The organism is Bradyrhizobium murdochi (assembly GCF_000472965.1).
Classification (GTDB): domain Bacteria; phylum Pseudomonadota; class Alphaproteobacteria; order Rhizobiales; family Xanthobacteraceae; genus Bradyrhizobium; species Bradyrhizobium murdochi.
Genome location: NZ_AXAU01000014.1, coordinates 177,879 through 197,596, shown reverse-complemented (window position 1 = coordinate 197,596; position 19,718 = coordinate 177,879). Strand labels below are relative to the sequence as shown.

Below are 19,718 nucleotides of genomic sequence, written 5' to 3'. Positions count from 1 at the left end.
GGCGTTTCGTTGAAGCCCGTCGAAAGAGCCCGGGCGGCGGCGAAGCCGCCGAGGCTCACGAGATCGATGCAGGCTTCCGAGCCACCGCAAATTGCAACGTCCGCTTCTTCGGTTCGGATGAGGCGTGCAGCATCGCCGATCGCCTGCACGCTCGCAGCGCAAGCGGTGACCGGCGTACCGATGGGACCCTTGAAGCCGTAGCGGATGGAGATATGACCGGCCGCAAGATTTGCCAGAAAGGACGGCACGGTGAAGGGCGAGAGGCGCTTAACACCGCGCTGATCGGTGGTGCGAACCGCCTCGACGATCGCTGGAAAGCCTCCGATGCCCGATGCGATCACGGTCGCCGTGCGCTCCAGCGAGTGTGCGTCGGAAGGCAACCATGCCGCTTGCGCTGTGGCCTCGGCCGTGGCGGCCAGTGCGAACAGGATGAAGCGATCCATCCTTCGTTGATCTTTGGGGGCAACGATCGCATCCGGATCGAAACCACCGTATGGGTCGTCGGCTTTCGTTGGGACGATTCCGGCAACTCGTGCGGGAAGGGTGGCCGCCCACTCCGGGAGTGCGGCAAGTCCTGAGCGGGCCGAGAGCAGCCGGGACCATGCCAATTCGCTGCCGCAACCCAGCGGTGATACCAATCCCAACCCAGTAACGACGACGCGACGCATGATCAGTGACTTTCGAATTCGACTTGGCGACCGGTTAAGCCGGCAATCCCATCTGCTTGCGAAGGCTCTTGTCGAATCATTGCGGTCATTCTGTCTCCGTTATCACGCGGGCCAGCTCCGACGGATTTTCAACAGCCGAGAAGTGGCCGGTATTTTTGAGCGTCACCATCTGCGAGGCAGGGATCAGCGACCGTGTGCGTTCCCGTTCATTTGGCCGAGACCAATCGCTATCGCCATAAATCAGGGTCACGGGCGCCGAGATCTGCCGGTAGTAATCGCGGGCCTTGCTCCAGGATCGCCAGCCTGCCAGCACTTTGCGTGCGATCCGCTTGTATCCCGGGCGGTGAGCCACTTCATCGAACTCGGCTAGCAAATCGGCCGGCAGTTTGCCGGGGTCGTGATATCCGCCGCCCATGATCTTGCCGAGGACCATCTTGTTTTCGAGCGATGCATTCATCGCGCCGAGCACCGGGATCTGCAAACTTCCGATGATAAAATTCGCGAACCAGTTGCCGCGTCGAATGCCGTCCCCGTAGCGGGTCTCGTAGTCGTAGGGGTTGATCGCATAGACCCGCTTCACCCGCTGCGGAAGCGACGCAGCCACTGTAAGGGCCAATGTCCCGCCGATCGACTCGCCAACAATCGTAACGGCCGAGAGGTTTAGCTCCTCGATGAAACGAATGACGGCCTGCCTGAAGTAGGGTTCGTCGAAGCTCGCGCCTGGATCTATTGGTGAGTGTCCGTGGCCTGGGAGGTCAATGGCGTACACCGTGTGTGATCTCGCGAGGAGGGGCGCCAGACTGCGGAAATATTCGAGCTGCGTCCGGATCGTATGTATGAGGAGCAGCGGAGGCCCGCTGCCGGTCTTTTGAAAACGTACGCTCAGCTTATCCGATATTTTCAGCAAACTTGGTTTGGCTTCAGTCATGCTGAGCATTCGATCCTCCCTGCTTTGAGGGCACGCGCTTTCAAGCGACAGCGACGTCCCGAACCTGTTCGGCCGCGGCATCCAAAAGGGCCTGAGCCAGATCAGGGTCATTGACGACGCGCGATAGCGTCACCGCGCCGACCATCGTTGCGAGAATGGCCATGGCTTTACCGCGGGAAGCATCATCGCCGGTCCCGGCGATGAAGCGGCCGAGCACGTCGAGATGCGCCTTTATTCCCGCTTCGAATTCCGCCTTCACATCGGTGCCCTGTCGGGCAGCATCTGAGCCGAGCGCCACGATCGGGCAGCCGTCCATCTTTTCTCCGCGATGGTCGCCACTGAGGTAAAACGCGATCACCGCGCCAAGCGGATCGTCAGGATTCTGCGTGGCCGCGTCCGACCATCGGGCGGAAGCGCTCTCCAATGCGCGCCTGGACGCCACGACCGTCAGGTTCTCCTTTGACGCGAACTGTTTGTAGAAGGCGCCTTGGGTTAGCCCGGCCCCCTCCATCAGATCCTTGAGCCCGATGCCGTCAAAGCCGCGCTCCCTGAAGAGGCGACTTGCCACATCGATTACGGTTTGGCGGTTCTCCGCGGCTTGGGCGCGACTTACCCGCATTATGGACCTCCATTTGGATTTCGCTCGAACTCTATATCAAAAATAGAGTGCGAGTGCAATCTATCAAGTGGGCGGGCTGGATTGGCTTCGCAGGGGGCCGAAAACGGCTGGTTTTCTGTGGATCACGTCCTCGTGAATTACCCCAATTTAGATTGCGAACGACTTCTAAGCTTATTATAGAGTTCGAACGCAATCTAAATGGAATGGAGATGGCAATGAGAATGAGCAGACTTGCGGTCCTGGCAGGTGTCCTGATCGCGGCGTCCGGAGCAGCCGTCTTCGCCACTCTTGCTATTCCCGGCCGAGAAGCCTCCGCGGCGCGCGACCCGAGGCAGGAACCTCCGATCGTCAGAGTAGCGACGGCAACTCGGGTGGCCGGGTCCGAACGCGGTTTCACGGGCATCATCGGGGCGAGGGTGCAGAGCAACCTCGGGTTTCGCGTCGCCGGCAAGATTGTGGAACGGCTTGTGAATACCGGTCAGCAGGTCAAAGCCGGTGAGCCGCTGATGCGGATCGACGAAACCGACCTTCGCCTTGCGGTCACGGCAAAGCGCAACGCCGTTGCAGCTGCACGAGCATCTGTTGTGCAGACCGACGCGGATGAACAGCGATACGCCAAGTTGGTGAGCAACGGGTGGGCTTCCCGACAGCGCTACGAGCAAGCGAAGGCCGCGTTGGATACGGCCGAGGCGCAACTCGCCACCGCCGAAGCGGATGCGCGGGTCGCCGAGAACGAGGCAACCTACTCGGTCCTGGTTGCGGATGCGGACGGAACGGTGGTCGAAACGCTTGGCGAGCCCGGGCAGGTCGTCTCTGCCGGCCAGACAGTCGTTCGGATCGCCAAGGCCGGCCCCCGCGAAGCTGTAGTCGCACTTCCCGAAACGATCCGGCCAGCGATTGGCTCCGTGGCCGAGGCCAGCGTGTATGGGGAGGCCGATGGGCGGCGCTATATGGCGCATCTGCGGCAGTTGTCGGATTCCGCCGATGCTCAGACCCGTACCTATGAGGCCCGTTATGTGCTCGACGGTGAGGCCGCGGCAGCACCGCTTGGCGCGACGGTAACCATTCGGCTGGCAAGCCAGGCGAATCAGCCGGAAGTCCAGGTCCCGCTGGGAGCCGTGCTCGATGACGGCCGGAAGACCGGTGTGTGGGTCCTGGATAGCGCCACCTCAAGCGTACGCTTTCGGCCAGTCAAGCTTGTTCGAGTAAGCAGCGAAACCGCCGTGATCTCCGGAGTGAGCTCTGGTGATGCGGTTGTTGCCCTCGGCGCTCACCTTCTCCAGGAGGGCGCTCGCGTCAGGACTGCATCTGAAAACAACGGAAACTAGCGAGCTTCAATCTTTCCGCGATCACCGTCGGAGGACGGCAAATGCTATACAGCTACATTGTCAAGAAAGAAATCCGAAAGACCTTCGACCACGTCAACAACCACCGCTGGGATGACGCGGTGAAAGCGGTCGCGCCGGATGTCCATCACCGCGTTTCCGGCGCCCACGCGCTTGCTGGTGAGCGCCACGACAAAGAAGCGCTGCGCCGCTGGTTTGAGCGCCTCGGCCGCGTCCAGCCCACTCTCCATATCACGGTCAACAACATCTGGGTGAAAGGCTGGCCGTGGCACACCACCGTGTTTGTCCAGTGGGACGCCACCGCAACGCTGCTCAGCGGCGACACGTCGTACGTCAACCGTGGTCTCCACGTGTTCACCCTGCGGTGGGGTAGAGTTTATGCACTCGAGGAATTTCAAGATTCACAGGAGGCGGCCCGTGGGCTTGCGGCCCAAGCGGCAGCCGGCCTCAAAGAAGCTGTCGCCGAACCAATTGTAAGTTAGCAGATGCGCAGCCAGAGGCCCGCGTTCCTTAGAAAAGCGCGGTTCACTCGGCGCCCACCTGCTGCAGGACGGCGTGAGCGCCAGGACGAACGTCTAGGATTAGGAGTGGCCAAGTGATGAATTTCAATCTTTCCGCGATCGCCGTTCGTGAACGGGCCGTCACCCTGTTCTTCATCGTCCTGCTGGCGGCGGCAGGCGCCTACGCCTTCGTCATGCTCGGGCGGGCGGAAGACCCCTCCTTCACCATCAAGACCCTGACGGTCACGACGGTATGGCCAGGCGCGACGGCGCGCGAGATGCAGGACCAGGTCGCCGAACCGTTGGAGAAGCGGATTCAGGAGCTGACCTGGTACGACCGGGTGGAGACGACCACACGGCCAGGTTATGCGTACATGACGGTTACGCTGAAGGACAGCACACCGCCATCGAGCGTGCAGGAGGAGTTCTACCAGGCCCGCAAGAAGCTTGGGGATGAAGCGCGCAAGCTGCCCTCTGGTGTGCTCGGCCCCTTCGTCAACGACGAATATTCGGACGTCAGCTTCGCCCTCTATGCCCTCAAAGCGAAGGGCATGCCGATGCGGGAACTCGCCAGGCAAGCCGAGACCATTCGCCAGGATCTCCTGCACGTGCCCGGCGTCAAGAAGATCAACATCCTCGGCGAACGTCCCGAACAGATATTCATCGAGTTTTCCTATGCCAAACTGGCAACCCTCGGCGTGTCGGCACAGGATATTGTTGCCGCCTTGCAGCGGCAGAACACCGTCACACCGGCAGGCTCGATCGACACCAAGGGGCCGCAGGTCTTCATCCGGGTCGACGGCGCTTATGACAGCGTCCAGGCAATCGCCGACACGCCGATCGTCGCTGCGGGGCGGACACTGAAACTCTCCGACATCGCCGAAGTGCGCCGCGGCTACGAGGATCCTCCCACCTACCTCATCCGACACCAGGGTGAGCCCTCCGTCATGCTCGCGGCGGTTATGCAAGAGGGCTGGGATGGTCTCGCGCTCGGCAAGGCGCTCGAGGAGAGATCCGCAGCTATCGCTCGGACGCTGCCACTCGGGATGACTCTGGCCAAGGTCAGCGATCAGGCCGTCAACATCACCTCGGCGGTTGACGAATTCATGATGAAGTTTGCGATGGCGCTCGGCGTGGTGCTGCTGGTGAGCCTGCTCAGCCTCGGCTGGCGCGTCGGCATCGTCGTGGCGGCTGCCGTCCCTCTGACGCTTGCCGTCGTGTTCCTCATCATGCTGGAAACCGGCCGGTTCTTCGACCGCATCACGCTCGGCGCCCTCATCCTGGCGCTTGGTCTGCTCGTGGACGACGCCATCATCGCCATCGAGGTGATGGTGGTGAAAATGGAAGAGGGCATGGACCGCATCAAGGCGGCGGCCTACGCGTGGAGCCACACTGCGGCGCCAATGTTGTCGGGCACACTCGTGACGGTCGCCGGGTTCCTGCCGGTGGGCTTCGCGCGCTCGACGGCCGGCGAATACGCCGGCAACATCTTCTGGGTCGTGGGGTTCGCCCTCATCGTCTCCTGGATCGTCGCGGTGATCTTCACGCCCTATCTTGGCGTCAAGATGCTGCCTGCGATCAAGCCGATCGAAGGCGGTCACCACGCGATTTACGGCACACCGAACTATCAGCGCCTGCGAGGGCTCATCACGTTCGCTGTGCGTCACAAGTTCGTAACCAGCGGCATCGTCGCGATCGCTTTCGCGCTTTCCGTCGTCGGCATGGGCGCGGTCAAGCAGCAGTTCTTCCCGACGTCCGACCGCCCCGAAGTGCTGGTGGAGGTTCGCCTGCCGGAAGGCACCAGCATTGAGACGACGACCGCCACAGTCGAGAAGCTCGAACACTGGCTGCAGGACCAGTCGGAGGCCAAGATCGTCACGAGCTATGTCGGTCAGGGCGCTCCCCGCTTCTTCTTCGCGATGGCGCCGGAGCTGCCTGATCCGGCCTTCGCCAAGATCGTCGTGCTTACACCGGACGCGGAGGCGCGCGAGGCTTTGAAGCACCGGCTCCGACAGGCGGTGTCAGATGGGCTTGCGCCTGAGGCCAATGTGCGCGTCACGCAGCTTGTGTTCGGACCCTACACGCCGTTCCCGGTCGAGTTTCGGGTCATGGGGCCTGATCCCGCGCAATTGTACGCTATCTCTGAAAAAGCGCTCGGTATCATGCGTGGCGTTCCCGATGTGCGACAAGCGAACCGCGATTGGGGCAATCGCACACCCGTGCTCCGCTTCATCCCGGATCAGGATCGACTGAACCTCATCGGCCTCTCGCCAGCGGAGGTGGGCCGACAACTCCAGTTCCTCCTCACTGGCATCCCCGTTACGCAGGTCCGCGAGGACATTCGCAATGTCCCCATCGTGGCACGCAGCGCCGGCGGCGAGCGGCTGGATCCGGCGCGGCTGGCGGATTTCTCATTGATGAGCCGGGACGGCCGCCCGATTCCGCTCGACCAGATCGGCCATTCGCAAGTCCGTCTGGAAGAGCCGATTATGAAGCGCCGCGATCGCACACCCGTCGTCACGATTCGCTCTGATATCAATGAGGCAACCCAGCCTCCAGAGGTCTCTAAGGAGATCAAGACGGCCCTTCAGCCGCTGATCGCATCCCTTCCGGCCGGCTATCGCATCGAATTGGGCGGATCGATCGAGGAGGCAACCAAGGCCAATGACGCGTTGGCGACGGTCTTTCCCGCCATGATCGCCGCCATGTTGATCGTCATCATGCTGCAGGTGCGATCCTTCTCGACGATGGCCATGGTCATGCTGACAGCACCGCTTGGACTTGTCGGCGTCGTGCCCGCGTTGCTCGCTTTCAACCAGCCCTTCGGATTCAATGCCATTCTGGGCCTGATAGGACTGGCCGGCATCCTGATGCGCAACACGCTGATCCTGACCGAACAAATCAAGGAGAACCGTGCTGCCGGCCTTGACGACTATCACGCCGTCATCGAGGCCACGGTGCAACGCACGAGGCCGGTGATCCTGACCGCACTTGCCGCCGTGCTGGCCTTCATCCCTCTCACGCATTCCGTCTTCTGGGGATCGATGGCCTATACGCTGATCGGCGGCACCGCGGTCGGCACGGTGCTGATCCTGCTGTTCCTTCCTGCGCTTTACGCCGCGTGGTTTCGGGTTAAGGCGACTGCAGATGAGATCCATGAGGATTCGACGGAGGAATCGGAATTGCAAACAGCAATGGCTGCCGAGTAGGGTTCTGTTGGATCCATGAATCGTCCGGTCCGAACGGGAACTGATCCCGATGAGGCGCGCGCGCGCATTTTGGAGGTGGCGGAGGAGCACTTTCGCCGCATCGGTTACCACAAGACGTCGATGGCCGACATCGCCTCTGAACTCGGCATGAGCCCGGCGAATGTCTACCGTTTCTTTTCCTCCAGGGATGCGATCAACGAGTCGATCTGCGGGCGTGTCTTGAACGAGGTTGCTGACATCGGATCTGCGATCGCACGCACGAACGCGCCGGCCATGGAGAAACTCGATCAGCTCCTGACCGCAGTTCACCGCCACAACAAGATGACGCTGGTCAAGCAAAGGCACATGCACGACCTGATTGTCGCCGCCATGCAGGGGAACTGGGCGATCATCAAGGCGCACACCGAACAGATGGTGACGATCTTAGAGGCGATCATACGCGATGGGATCGAAGCCGGAGAGTTCGAGGTCGAAGATGCCGCCGAAGCCGCACGAGCGGTCAAGTCCGCGTTCATGGCGTTCTTCCATCCGATTCTGATCGAGCACTGCGTTCAACACGGCGAAGATACCGAAGCAGGCCTGCGTGGCCAGATTCGCTTGATCCGCAGAGCTCTCAGCAAGTCCGACCAAGCAGTCTGCCGTATTCAGGCCTGATGCATTCGCGCGCCGACATGCTTGCTCACGGCCCAGCTTGGCTTCGACCACAAAGTCAAATCCGACTGATCAGGCGCCTGGCGGTCAGCGCCGTTGTCGAGCCTGCATGAGGCGACGGCGGGCTCATGGGCGGCTACGCGGCCGGAATGAATACATATCCTTGCCCTACTTCGACTACTCTACCGATGCCTGGCCGACCCAGGTGAGCGCCGGCTAGCCACGTATGTGTATTGACTGCGTCCTTGAGCAACTTGATCCGGCTAGCCCTCGCCATGGCTTCGTCATCGTCATGGGCCCAGGTAAGCTCGGGACAGGCAAACTGTGCAGCGGGAACGTGGATAAGGTCGCCGCAGAATAGGACAACGTCCTCGTCAGTGTTGAGGAGATAACCCATATGGCCTCGAGCATGCCCAGGTATCGCCACCGCCTGTAAATGATCGGCCAGCTGGTCCCCTCCGTTAATTGGGACAAGAAGTGGACGAAACTGCTCGAGCTCTGGCTCGGCAAGAAACTCCTCAACCGCGTCTTCCCCTATCACAATCTTCCTCAGGCCGTTAAATGCTCGTCGACCGTCAGGCATTAGGAGACCATTGATGTGGTCGCCATGAGCATGAGTGAAGGCGATCATAGCGATCGATGACCTGTCGATGCCTACCTCGGCCATCGCCTCCATGAGGTGACCCATCGACGGGTCCCAACTCCCGCCAGCTCCACAATCAATCAAAACGCGGTCCATGCCAGAACGATCAAATAGGAAGCAGTTGACTGACAATCGAACTAGCGAATCGTCCCGCTGAGGCAATTCGGTCTGCTTACATATTTTATTGTTGGGATATCTGAGGGATTCGGCGGGTAGGTCGACATATCCATCAGAGAGTGACCAAATCCTCCATGATCCAGAGGCGCAGCCCAAGGCGTTGGCGCTTTGTGACAGAAATTCCATGGACACCTGCCAAGCGTGCGGGTCATGTTTTCAAAACGGCACCGAAGCCGCTAGGTTTTCGACGTCATCACTTTCTGAGCGATCTTCCAGGTCCCGTTGACCTTTAGGCATGACAAGATGTCGGTGAAGTAACGTGGCGGAATCTGCAATTTCAACTTCACGAGTGCGAGCTCTCCTTCAACGTCTATCGATAGGATCTGATCGTGGCGCTCCAAGCCCTGTTGTTTCGGAGCTTTCAGGGTCCGGACGGCTGCTAGCCACGTCGCAATTGGCGTCACGCTCACATTGCCATCGTCGCCGACCTTGGTCACGGAACTGGATGGGTGAAATATGGACGCAAATTTGTCGGCATCCATTTCATAGGCACCGTCGAAATACGTCTGCGCTAGAGCGCGCAAGGCACGAACATCGGTATCCATAAGGTTGTTATCCATAAGGTTGTTATTTGGAACGGTAGGAGATTGTGCATGGCCGATCGTTCGATCTCCAAGCATCAAACCGGGAGCGCTGACGAGCGCAGCTCCAAAAGCTGCGCTGGCAGATCGACTCAAAAATGCTCGTCGATCCATTTTGAACATTCTGCTCTCCTAAAAGCCCGCGTTAGTCCAAGTTGCGTTCTTCAGATGAAGACTGAAATCGCCGGCTACAGGCGCTCAAGTTGTTACAGCGAAACTCTCAGGCCCAGTTGGCTGTGCTGAACGTCAAAGCCGGCCACAAAGGTGCGGAAAGTTGCCGCTTCTCGTTGTTGGCCAAAACTAGGACAAAGTGGTTTATGAAACTAGTCGTGTTGCATAGCATGGGGTTATGAGTAGTATTCATAAATCATGAAAAACGAACTGAACGATCTCGCTACGTTTGCAATCGTCGCCAGTGAACGAAGCTTTACGCGGGCTGCGGCAAAGATTGGTGTATCTCAGTCTGCCCTGAGCCACACGATTCGGGGACTTGAGCAACGGCTCGGGTTGCAGCTTCTTGCTCGGACGACCAAGAGCGTCGCGCCAACCGCTGCAGGGGCTGCTCTTTTGAAAGAATTGTCTCCGGCACTCGACCAAATTGCGCGTGCTATCAACAATGCCCGAAGCGTTCGGCACCGGCCTGCCGGACGCCTTCGAATTGTAATGTCCCGGTCGGCTGCCGTGATGGTATTGTTACCCCGGCTCACGGCATTCGCCGAGGCCTACCCCGACATCGTTCTTGACGTCGTTACTGTCACTGGCCCTGTAGACCTCGTTGCGGGCGAGTTCGATGCCGGTATTCAACTCGGCGAGTATATTCAAAAGGACATGATCGCGGTGCGGGTCACGAAGGAGCTGCGATTGGCGGTGGTCGGATCGCCTGGTTATTTTGCATCACGAAACATTCCTCGGAAGCCCAAGGATCTAAACGATCATCGATGCATAGGTTTGCGTCTTCCGGGCGGTCCATATCGGTGGGAGTTCGAGCAAGGACGAAAGGCGGTTACGATCGCCGTGAACGGCCCACTCATAATCGATGATACCAATCTGGTTATCCAGGCCGCACTCACTGGAGCCGGCCTAGGACTCGCATATGAAGAGCAAGTCTCAGAGTATCTCGCGGAGCGGCGCCTTATTCGTGTGTTAGAGGACTGGACGCCGCCAATTCCCGGCTTCTTCATGTATTACCCCAGTCGTCAGCATCAACCGGCCGCGCTTTCTGCACTAACGAACGCGCTGCGACTTTCTCAACAATAGTTGGCTCTCGACGATAAGTAATCGTGCGATTCAGTCGAAGGCTCGGCCTCGCACCGATCCTGCAGCGCTTGTATCGTGTTGGCATTTGATGTGACGCATGGCATTCCGATCGAAACGCAGTTACCAGCGAATATCTCTCCAAACGACTCGCCTACAATTGCCGCGATCCCGAAGCGCTCGCATGCGCCAATGACTTAGAGGGTTTCCGTGGATCAATGCAGGTGGAAAAAGAAAGATAGGCGACGATCCCAACTTGGGTGCTACTTTGCATGGGGTTGTTTTCGATATTTTAGTTGGATTAGACGGGCAAGGTTATCAAAAGCATCATGTTGCATTGAACAAGTATGCGTGGTCTGGCGATAAGCCGTGGCTGAATAAGTTATGACGTTTGGCGCTGAGGTGTCGGATCAGTGCAAGCGTTGACAAAACCTCTGCCCACCAATGTTTTGAGAAGGCCTAACGAATCCGCAGGCGATGTATTGGACCGCCAAGCTACGTGCCGGTCAGAGCGAACAATAATCAGCTTGTGGTCCAGCTCAGACGGTTCTCCTCCAACGTCAAGAAGCTCAAGCGGCACGTTGTGTGCCTCCGCGGCCATCAACAGGGAGGCCACGTCCACGTTAGGATCCGACCTTACCAACGTGTAGTAAGGACCCAACCTATCATAGACAGACTGGCCCTCGGGCAGCCAGACATGCGGCAGTCGCGCCCCGGGCACCGTCGAGGGGGTGAAGCTTCCCATCGTGTATTCCGGCGCGGTCGCGCCGTCATATGCGATGATGGGGGAGTTCGCGTAGAAATATCCGAAGTTCAGGCCGGCGCAGCAGTATTGCTGAACATTCAGCTCATACGCCGCCTTGCCTAAAGCTTCCCTCAGTTCGTCGCCCCGATGTCCGCATGCCTCAATGTCGTCCGGTACTGCGCTTCGTTGCTCAAACATCGCGTGCGCGTGGTTCATGGCGAAGTGCGACACCTGAGCTGTAATCGGCATGCGTTCGGCTTCATAGGCATCAAGTATTGCGTCGCTGGCCCACCCCTTCACATGGGCAGCAAGGAGCCATGCCAGGTTCTCGGCATCCGCGATCCCGGCGTTCATGCCATACCCTGCATAGGGTACCCAGATGTGGCTGGCGTCGCCGCATATGAAGACGCGACCTTGCCGGAATCGATCCGCGACCAGTCTTCTCCCGATCCAATCCTCCTTGTTCAGAACCTTGTATTGAAAGTCCGGACCCACGCCCAGAATCGTGCGTATGGATGCATGCCGATCGACACTTTCGAAATCGGTCTCGTTGGGCTTCAGATAATTGTGAACGAGCCAGCGCTGCTTGCCGTCGATCGCGTATACGTTTCCGCTGCGCCTTGGGTTGAGTGAAAACATCGCCCAAGCTGGCGGCACCGCCATCCTTGCGATGAGATCCGGCGCCTCTATGTACGTAGACTGAACGCGTTGAACGACCGGGTCCCCCTTGAACGTGGCGCCGATCTGCTTGCGCACTGTGGAGCTGCCACCGTCACAGCCGACGAGGAACCTCGCGCGGAATTGCCGTTCGCCGCCAGACGATGATGTGGCGAACGCGGTTACGCCGGACTGATCCTCCTTGAATCCTGAATAGGCAGTCTCATTGAAAATAGTGATACCATCCATGCTAGCTGCTCGCTGAAACAGGATGGGCTCTAGGAATATCTGATTGATGCGGTGTGGTGGTTCAGGGGTAGGCCACCACCCGTCAGGTCCGGATTTATCGGAGTAACGGTACTTCCTGGCGGGAATCTTGATCCTTGCTATCTCGATGCCGAGAGTCGTGGTCCGATAGCTGACGTCATTGGGATAGTCCTCCGGCAATCCGGCATTTCGCAGGTCTTGCGAGACTTTGAGGCGCCGAAAGATCTCCATCGAGCGGGCGGAGACATGATTGCATTTCACGCTCGGCGGTTCGCCGGCGGGACGTTTTTCTATGATCCCGACATCAATCCCGCGGGAAGCCAGATCGAGCGCCAGTGTGAGTCCCACTGGACCGGCACCCACGATAAGTACATCAAACGATGCGGTTTCAGCCGGCATGAGGGGATTACCTCTTGGCAAAGGGCGGGGGTACGAGCCGAAGCAGATGCCAGGGACTCGGCATGGGGCCGACCTTCACCTCGATCAAAATTGGTCCAGGATTTGATGCGCGTTCGACAAGAAGCCGCTCCAGATCGGCTGGTCCTTCGGCAAGGCTGTAGGGAATCTCGAAGGCGGCGGCGAGTCGGTCATATCTGGGATTGCATAGCTGAACGCCAAACTCTTTGCCGAACTGATCTTGCTGCATCTTGCGCACATTTCCAAAGTGACCATCGTTGAAGACCACGATAGTCACGTTGAGATCATACTTCCTCGCCGTCGATAGCTCCTGTAGTCCCCAGCCGAACCCGCCATCGCCGTTAATGCTGACGACCATGCGCTTGGGATCTGCCGCGGCGACCCCGAGAGCGGTCGGAAACCCGTATCCAAGCGTGCCTTGATAGACTGGCGTGAGGAAAGTGCGCGGTTGATAGACCGGATAAGCCAGCCGCGCGAAATAGCCGACTTGCGTGAGCTCGTTGACCAATACTCCGTCATCGGGAATTCCTGCTCTCAGGGCACGAACCCAGGCCCCTTGGGGTTCGATCCCGAGCATCTGCTCACGTGCAGAAGCCCTTAGCTTCCCAAAGTCGACATTGGAGGGGCGGCGTTTTGAACAGGCGGCATCCAGCGCGGCGAGCGCCAGCCGACAGTCGGCCTTTATCGCGATATCAGCTCGTCTCGGCGCTCCGAATACGTCTTCATCGAGGTTGATGAAAATGTAGGTCTTGTCATCGGGCGGCCATGCCGGCTTGCCCATTGCTGTCTCGACAAAGCGGCTGCCAACGACGAGAACGACGTCGGCCAGCGAAAAGAGGTCACGACCTTCAAGCGTGTTGAATGCCAGCGGATGCCGGTCAGATACGGCGCCTTTGCCGTTCTCGCCCATGACTACTGGCATCTGAAGTTTTTCAGCGAGGGCCTGCAATTCGAGGGAGGCGCTAGATGCGATCACGCCGCCTCCCACATACAATACAGGAAAGCTGCAGGCGCAGATGCAGAGAACCCGAGAGTTGCAGGCATAAGCGGTGGCGAGCCCCGCCATAGCGTTTAGAAGCCCGGGGCCCGGTACCACCATACAAACGCCGATCCCATTCGTTGAACGGGCATATCCGTCGGCCATATACGAGGTCGCCTGCTCGTGTCTCGTCACCAGGTAGCGAATTCTGTCCTGCATCTTGCGAAGCCCGTCGACAGCCCAGTCGAGCTGAACGCCTGGCACGCCAAAGACATCGGTGACGCCCTCCAATGCGAGCTGACGTGCAAGAGCGTCTCCGCCGGTCTGTTCCATTCGATCGCCTCCGGTGCCTTCACGACAAACGTCGGGGACGTTATGTTGACTTGAGACAGATGTCCACTATCCGAACATCAAGCTGACGTAGCGGAAAAGCCCTCGAAGGAAATTGCATGGACGCGTTGAACACACTGAAGGCAGGCCTGACCCGGCCCGGCCTCCTCATCTCCGATCGCCAAATCGTGGATATGGCCACCACCGATTTCAGGGGGTGGTACAGAGGAAACGCTGTTGGTCTGGCGCGACCCCGGTCGGTGAGCGAGGTTCAGGATGTCGTCCGGGCCTGCCGCAACGCCGGTTGCGCCATCGTTGCGCAGGGCGGAAATACCAGCATGTGCGGTGGCGCGGTGCCGGCGGAGGCGGGCGGACCATCGTTGATTGTGAGCACGTCGGCGCTTGATCAAATCAGGAGTGTTTCTGCCTCCTCTTGGTCGCTGGTGGCAGAAGCCGGATGCTCGATCAAAAGCGTGCAAGACGCGGCACGGTCCGTGGGACGGCACTTCGGTCTGGATTTTGGCGCGAGGGATAGCGCAACCATCGGAGGAGCCATTTCAACGAATGCCGGCGGCATGAATGTCGTGCGATATGGCAATTGTCGCGACCAAGTCCTTGGGCTGGAAGTGGTGCTTGCCGACGGAACGCTCTGGAATGGATTGCGGTCGCTGCGCAAAGACAACTCAGGCTTTGATATCAAGCAGCTCTTCATTGGCGGGGAAGGGACTCTCGGCATCATAACGGCGGCCTCACTGAAGCTTCACCCGGCAGAGACCGAGAGCCGTTCCGCGCTCCTTGCGGTCAAGTCCTTGCAGTCTGCCAGTGATCTCGCAGACCTCGCGATGGAGCATGCGGACGGTCGCTTATCGGCGATTGAGTTGCTTCCCCGAGTGGGGATTGATCGGGTCTGTCGGCAGATTCTCGGCTCAGTGCCCCCAATCAGGCTCGATCGCGAGTGGTATGTGCTCGTGCGCCTGGCCGGCCACGACGATCCGTCCGAAAAGCTGGAAGCTATCATTTCTCGCGCGCTGGAACGAGATTGGGTCAGCGACGCGATCGTAGCTCAGTCGTCTTCGCAGGAGGCAAAGCTTTGGCTCATTCGCGACTCCTTTTCCGAGTTGCACCGTTATCTCGGCGTTTCATTTCGCTTCGACTACTCGGTGCCACTCGGGAGGATTCCAAAGCTTTATCCGGAGCTCTGCGAAGCCATCCGGAAAATTGAACCGCACTTTCAGCCGTTTGCGTTCGGCCATCTGGGCGACGGGAACCTGCATTTCAGCGCCTGCCAGCCCGGCGCGCAGGATGGCGCCGCATTCGAAGCGAAGCGGCGACAAATTGAGAACGAGGTCAATAGAGTCGTTTGGAACTTGGACGGAAGCGTTAGCGCGGAGCATGGCATCGGGCAGCTTCATCGAGGCGAACTCGTACATCAGAAGGGAGCTGTAGAGATCAACGTACTCCGCAAGATCAAGGACGCACTGGATCCGAGCTCTCTGTTCAATCCACATAAGACGCTTCCAGCTTGAGCCCGTTCCTTCGAACGTTGCCGGGCTACTTGACCCATTTCTCCGGCACCACTAGAATTGAACACAACGTCCACCAGATGGACAACCTAAGAGAACGCGAGGGACGTGGGATGATGGCGCCGGGTCCATTGGAATCTCGTCGTGATGACGTTCGAGCGCGATTTAGCTTGCCATGGCGGTCGTCGTTGCGGCGAACCCTCGTGGGTCTCCTGGCCACGCTGTTCACTTTTCTGGCCAGCTCACAGGGGATAGCGCAGGAGCCGCGGCGACCCGTCACCATCGTTGTGCCGTTTTCGCCCGGAACTGGCCCCGACATCATCGCGCGAATGATTGCTGAAAAACTGCAGCCGAAGCTCGGTCAGCCTGTTATCGTCGACAACAAGACGGGTGCTAGCGGCGGGATTGGATCGCAAACGGTCACGCGTGCCGCGCCGGACGGCCATACGCTGGTCGTAACTGCTGACCCTCCGTTCACGGCCAATGTCAGCCTGACAAAGCCGGTCATCTACGACCCCATCAAGGGTTTCACGCCCATCATTGAAGCTGCAGTCGGGACACTTGCTCTTGTCGTTCATCCGTCCTTGCCGGCGAATTCGATCAAGGAGCTGATCGCGCACGCGAAGAGCCGTCCCGGAGAGATCAACTATGCTTCGCCTGGAGTCGGCACGCCGCACCATCTCGCGATGGAATTCTTCAAGCTCACGGCAAAGATAGATTTGATGCACGTGCCGTTTCGAGACTCGGCTGGAGCAATCTCCAATCTCGTTGGCGGCCATGTCAGTGCGATGTTCCTGCCGGTTCACGTGGCGCTTCCCCTAGCGCCGGACAAGATCAGGATTCTCGCCGTAGCGACGAAAGCGCGCGCACCCCAGCTTCCGGATCAGCCGACGTTGGACGAACTTGGATTCTCCGGCTTTGATGCGGATATCCGCTACGGAGTCCTTGGGCCTCCCGGCATGCCGCCTGCCATCGTCGCCCGCTACAATTCGGAGATCGGCGAAATTCTTCGCTCCCCCGATGTGACGGAGAGATTGGCAAAACAAGGATTGAGGTCCGTTGCTGAGACGCCGGAGAAGTATGCGGGCAACATTGTTCAGGACCTCACGAAGTGGAGCAACGTCGTTGCCGACGCCAAGCTCTCAACGGACTAGGCGCATTTTGCCGGCCAAAGCCTAAGCAGCCGATCCCATTCGACCAACTACGTGGAGAACACGATATGTCCCATAGCCGTTTTGATGATCCTGATAAGCTCGTTGATACGGATAGGGGCTTCGTCAGCCGCGAAATCTTTGTTGATCCCGATCTCTACAAGGAGGAATTGGAGAAGGTTTTCACGCGCGCCTGGCTGTTCATCGGGCATGAGAGCCTCATTCCCAAGCCCGGCGATTTCTACACCACCCGGATGGGCGAGGAATCCGTCATTCTGTGCCGGGACAAGCAGGGCATCGTGCACGCGTTTCTCAATTCGTGCCGTCATCGCGGCATGAAAGTGTGCCGCTACGAGTCCGGGAACACTTCGCTCTTTACGTGCCCATACCATAGTTGGACGTACACGACGGATGGCAAGCTCCAGGGCGTGCCTCATTTTAGAACCCTATACGAGGGGCTTGATCGAGAAGCAAATTCGCTCGTCTCGGTTGCCAAGCTCGCGATCTACAAGGGAACGATCTGGGCCACCTGGGACAAAGATGCTCCCGATTTCATCACCTATCTCGGTGACGCGAAGATTCATCTCGACCAGGCGCTCGATTGCCGTGACGGCCGGAGCGGCGGTTCAGAGGTGATCGGCGTGCACAAGTGGATTTTCCCTGCGAACTGGAAGTTCGCCGCGGAAAACTTTCTCGGCGACACCTACCACAATCCGAGTCACCGCTCAGTCGATCTTATCGGCATTGGGCCGAGTGCCGCGGCAGGAAAGAAGGGGCGCCGTGACGACGAGCTGGAAAAGGCACAGCACGTTTGGATCAGTTTTCCGGAAGGACATGGCGTTCATAGCGCGATCCAACCCGAAGAGAACGAGTATATCGAATCGTTTCTGGATAACCCCGTGCTGGAGCAATATTTCCGTCACTGCTTCGAGGAGCGCAAACGGCGACTCGGAGAGCAGGCGAGGCTGTTGCCGTTCGTCGGCACGATTTTCCCGAATACGTCCTATCACGGGCGTCAGCCTCGCGGGCTCTGCGCCTGGCACCCACATAGCCCGACCTCCACCGAAGGGTGGCGGTTCTTCCTGGTCGACGCTGATGCGCCACAGGAAGCCAAAGACTATCTACGTCGCTACTACATGCGCTATTCGGGTCCGGCCGGGATGACCGAGCAGGACGACATGGAGAACTGGCTCTATGCTACCGCTGCCAGTATGGGGACGGTCGCTCGTCGCTATCCATTCAACTATCAGCAGTCACTTGGTGCCTGGACGAAAGATCACCATCTCGGTGGCACTGTCAGCCTCCAAATTACCGAGGAGATTGCGCGCGGCTACTACGCGCGCTGGAAGTCGTACTTGAGAGGCGCCGCTTGGGATGAACTCCTTGGCGTTGGTGGAAATTTACCTCAGAGGGCCGCAGAGTGAATCCAGCGCGCGTAGTCATCGTGACGGGCGGGACCTTCGGGATTGGTCGCGCCATCACTCTCAGTCTTGCCGCACGAGGACATTCGGTGGTCGCATTCGGTCTTGAGACAGCGCAGGTTTCGAGTACCGCAGCCAATGCTATTCCGAGCTTAAAGGCTGAACTCGAACAGCGCGGTCTTCAGGCCGTCCTGATGGAGGCAGACGTTTCCAAGGCTGAGGATGTCGCTCGGGTCGTCGATGAAGCCCTGGAGAAGTACGGACGAATCGACGCGCTCGTGAACAATGCCGCAATTGGTCCACTCGGTACCGTGCTCGACACGGATGAGGCTTTGTTCGATCGCATCATGGCCGTGAACTTGAAGGGGCCGTATCTATGCAGCCGCGCGGTGCTTCCGCACATGATCAAGGCCGGCGGTGGCGCAATTATCAACGTAGGTTCCGGCGCCGGTTGGGGAAAGCCAAACATGGCAGTTTACAGCGCGAGCAAGGGGGGTCTCGTGGCGCTCGGGGCAGCGACCGCCTACGATTTTTTGCACCATCGTGTTCGCGTCAACACGGTAGTGCCCGGCGGCGGCGGCATTGTAACAGGGATGAGTCTCGGTCGGGTCGGCGGCGATCCGTCGCGGTTCGGTCAGGGTGCGCCCGGGACCGCAGCCGGCCGTTCCGTGAATGGGGAAGACATCGCCAACGTTGTTGCCTTCCTGATATCGCCCGAGGCAGAGACGGTCTCCGGAACAATCATCGACGTGGGTTGCTTTGCCCATCAGGGCGGCCCCGTACCCGCGAAGTCCGCGACGCAGACTATCTAGACTCTCAAGGAGAACAGCATGGCCGCCGTGCTTGAAACCAACGCCCCGTCGCCGACTGGATCAGCCGGACTTCATCGTACCGATGCTTACTATCGGCTCAGGGCGGATATCGAAGAATTCCTCTATTCGGAAGCTGAACTGCTCGATGAGCGCCGGTTTCGCGATTGGCTTACTCTCCTTACGGATGACATTTCCTATTTCATGCCGATCCGCCGCAACGTCAAATTCGGGCAGCATGGCGAGCGAGAGAACACCCGCACAGGAATCGGAATTAGCTGGTTTGATGAGGACAAGTGGACGCTGACGAAACGAGTCGACCAGATCCTGACCGGCGTTCATTTCGCCGAGGAGCCGCTGTCGCGCGTCTGCCATATGGTAAGTAACGTCCAGATCAAGAAGGTCTTGCCATCCCTCGATGATCCGCGCGAGGTCGAAGCGCGATGCCGCTTCCTGATTTACCAGAACCGGGTCGAGTACGAGACATACACGTTCGTCGGGAAGCGCACAGATGTGCTTCGCATGACGGATGACGGCTGGAAGATTGCGCGGCGCGAGATCATCCTTGACCAGAATGTCCTGCTTGCAAAGAACCTGTCGGTGTTTTTTTAAGGGGCGGCAATGATCAATGTGCTGACCCTCAGATCTGGCGACCGCCTTGAGCTTGAAGATGGGACGATCGCCGAGGTTCTCGAGAACATGGAGGACGGCATGTGGGTTCAGGTCCGCTACCTCCAGGTCCCGCGGAATCCTGCAGAGGAGGGCGCCATTGAACTATGCCACGCGCAGGATATTGCAAAGCTTTTGGACGTGACCTGAAATGTCTGGGACGTGGGATCGACC

General features: G+C 59.0%; 18 protein-coding genes. 11 read left to right on the top strand and 7 right to left on the bottom strand.

Translation table 11 applies throughout. The features are described 5' to 3' along the window. The 3 genes from YUO_RS0125060 to YUO_RS0125050 form a co-directional block, all read right to left on the bottom strand. A partial coding sequence (locus tag YUO_RS0125060) for a beta-ketoacyl synthase N-terminal-like domain-containing protein (protein WP_035727578.1) occupies positions 1-668 on the bottom strand: 668 nt, incomplete at its 3' end. 85 nt (positions 669-753) lie between these two features. Beyond that, complete coding sequence (locus YUO_RS0125055) at positions 754-1,605, bottom strand: alpha/beta fold hydrolase (protein ID WP_028349741.1); 852 nt, start codon at positions 1,603-1,605, stop codon at positions 754-756. 31 nt (positions 1,606-1,636) lie between these two features. Further along, complete coding sequence (locus tag YUO_RS0125050) at positions 1,637-2,215, bottom strand: TetR/AcrR family transcriptional regulator (protein WP_028349740.1); 579 nt, start codon at positions 2,213-2,215, stop codon at positions 1,637-1,639. Between the two features lie 215 nt (positions 2,216-2,430). On the opposite strand from YUO_RS0125050, the gene YUO_RS0125045 reads away from it, so the two are divergent. From YUO_RS0125045 to YUO_RS0125030, 4 genes are all read left to right on the top strand, one after another. Then, complete coding sequence (locus YUO_RS0125045) at positions 2,431-3,543, top strand: efflux RND transporter periplasmic adaptor subunit (protein ID WP_028349739.1); 1,113 nt, start codon at positions 2,431-2,433, stop codon at positions 3,541-3,543. 41 nt (positions 3,544-3,584) lie between these two features. Next, positions 3,585-4,043: a nuclear transport factor 2 family protein gene (locus YUO_RS0125040; protein WP_028349738.1), complete on the top strand. Its 459-nt coding sequence runs from the start codon at positions 3,585-3,587 to the stop codon at positions 4,041-4,043. Between the two features lie 116 nt (positions 4,044-4,159). Then, on the top strand, positions 4,160-7,270 hold the full coding sequence (locus YUO_RS0125035; protein WP_028349737.1) for an efflux RND transporter permease subunit: 3,111 nt from the start codon (positions 4,160-4,162) through the stop codon (positions 7,268-7,270). Positions 7,271-7,285: 15 nt separating this feature from the next. Further along, positions 7,286-7,924, top strand: a complete 639-nt coding sequence (locus YUO_RS0125030) for a TetR/AcrR family transcriptional regulator (protein WP_028349736.1) — start codon at positions 7,286-7,288, stop codon at positions 7,922-7,924. 133 nt (positions 7,925-8,057) lie between these two features. Here YUO_RS0125030 and YUO_RS0125025 read toward each other — a convergent pair whose 3' ends face one another. Continuing rightward, positions 8,058-8,867 carry an MBL fold metallo-hydrolase gene (locus YUO_RS0125025; RefSeq protein ID WP_063830317.1) on the bottom strand — a complete coding sequence of 270 codons (810 nt, stop codon included), beginning with the start codon at positions 8,865-8,867 and terminating at the stop codon, positions 8,058-8,060. 50 nt (positions 8,868-8,917) lie between these two features. Beyond that, on the bottom strand, positions 8,918-9,445 hold the full coding sequence (locus YUO_RS0125020; protein ID WP_235782821.1) for a nuclear transport factor 2 family protein: 528 nt from the start codon (positions 9,443-9,445) through the stop codon (positions 8,918-8,920). A 246-nt stretch (positions 9,446-9,691) separates the two neighbouring features. Between YUO_RS0125020 and YUO_RS0125015 the strand changes: the two genes are divergently transcribed. Continuing rightward, positions 9,692-10,579 carry a LysR family transcriptional regulator gene (locus YUO_RS0125015; protein ID WP_035727488.1) on the top strand — a complete coding sequence of 296 codons (888 nt, stop codon included), beginning with the start codon at positions 9,692-9,694 and terminating at the stop codon, positions 10,577-10,579. A 379-nt stretch (positions 10,580-10,958) separates the two neighbouring features. Here YUO_RS0125015 and YUO_RS41655 read toward each other — a convergent pair whose 3' ends face one another. Both YUO_RS41655 and YUO_RS0125005 read right to left on the bottom strand, forming a co-directional pair. Continuing rightward, positions 10,959-12,644 carry an FAD-dependent oxidoreductase gene (locus tag YUO_RS41655; protein ID WP_051379631.1) on the bottom strand — a complete coding sequence of 562 codons (1,686 nt, stop codon included), beginning with the start codon at positions 12,642-12,644 and terminating at the stop codon, positions 10,959-10,961. Positions 12,645-12,651: 7 nt separating this feature from the next. Next, positions 12,652-13,974, bottom strand: a complete 1,323-nt coding sequence (locus tag YUO_RS0125005) for a thiamine pyrophosphate-binding protein (protein WP_028349732.1) — start codon at positions 13,972-13,974, stop codon at positions 12,652-12,654. A 116-nt stretch (positions 13,975-14,090) separates the two neighbouring features. On the opposite strand from YUO_RS0125005, the gene YUO_RS0125000 reads away from it, so the two are divergent. The 6 genes from YUO_RS0125000 to YUO_RS0124975 all read left to right on the top strand — a co-directional run bounded on the left by YUO_RS0125000 (position 14,091) and on the right by YUO_RS0124975 (position 19,694). Continuing rightward, positions 14,091-15,497 carry an FAD-binding oxidoreductase gene (locus tag YUO_RS0125000; protein WP_028349731.1) on the top strand — a complete coding sequence of 469 codons (1,407 nt, stop codon included), beginning with the start codon at positions 14,091-14,093 and terminating at the stop codon, positions 15,495-15,497. A gap of 29 nt (positions 15,498-15,526) precedes the next feature. After that, positions 15,527-16,648: a Bug family tripartite tricarboxylate transporter substrate binding protein gene (locus YUO_RS0124995; protein WP_156908757.1), complete on the top strand. Its 1,122-nt coding sequence runs from the start codon at positions 15,527-15,529 to the stop codon at positions 16,646-16,648. Between the two features lie 65 nt (positions 16,649-16,713). Continuing rightward, positions 16,714-18,069, top strand: a complete 1,356-nt coding sequence (locus tag YUO_RS0124990; RefSeq protein WP_028349729.1) for an aromatic ring-hydroxylating oxygenase subunit alpha — start codon at positions 16,714-16,716, stop codon at positions 18,067-18,069. After that, positions 18,066-18,878 carry an SDR family NAD(P)-dependent oxidoreductase gene (locus tag YUO_RS0124985; protein WP_028349728.1) on the top strand — a complete coding sequence of 271 codons (813 nt, stop codon included), beginning with the start codon at positions 18,066-18,068 and terminating at the stop codon, positions 18,876-18,878. The genes YUO_RS0124990 and YUO_RS0124985 overlap by 4 nt, the downstream gene beginning before the upstream one ends. A gap of 18 nt (positions 18,879-18,896) precedes the next feature. Beyond that, on the top strand, positions 18,897-19,487 hold the full coding sequence (locus YUO_RS0124980; RefSeq protein WP_051379629.1) for a 3-phenylpropionate/cinnamic acid dioxygenase subunit beta: 591 nt from the start codon (positions 18,897-18,899) through the stop codon (positions 19,485-19,487). Positions 19,488-19,496: 9 nt separating this feature from the next. Further along, entirely contained in the window at positions 19,497-19,694 is a 198-nt protein-coding gene (locus YUO_RS0124975; protein WP_028349726.1) for a hypothetical protein, read from the top strand. Positions 19,695-19,718: the final 24 nt, after the last annotated feature.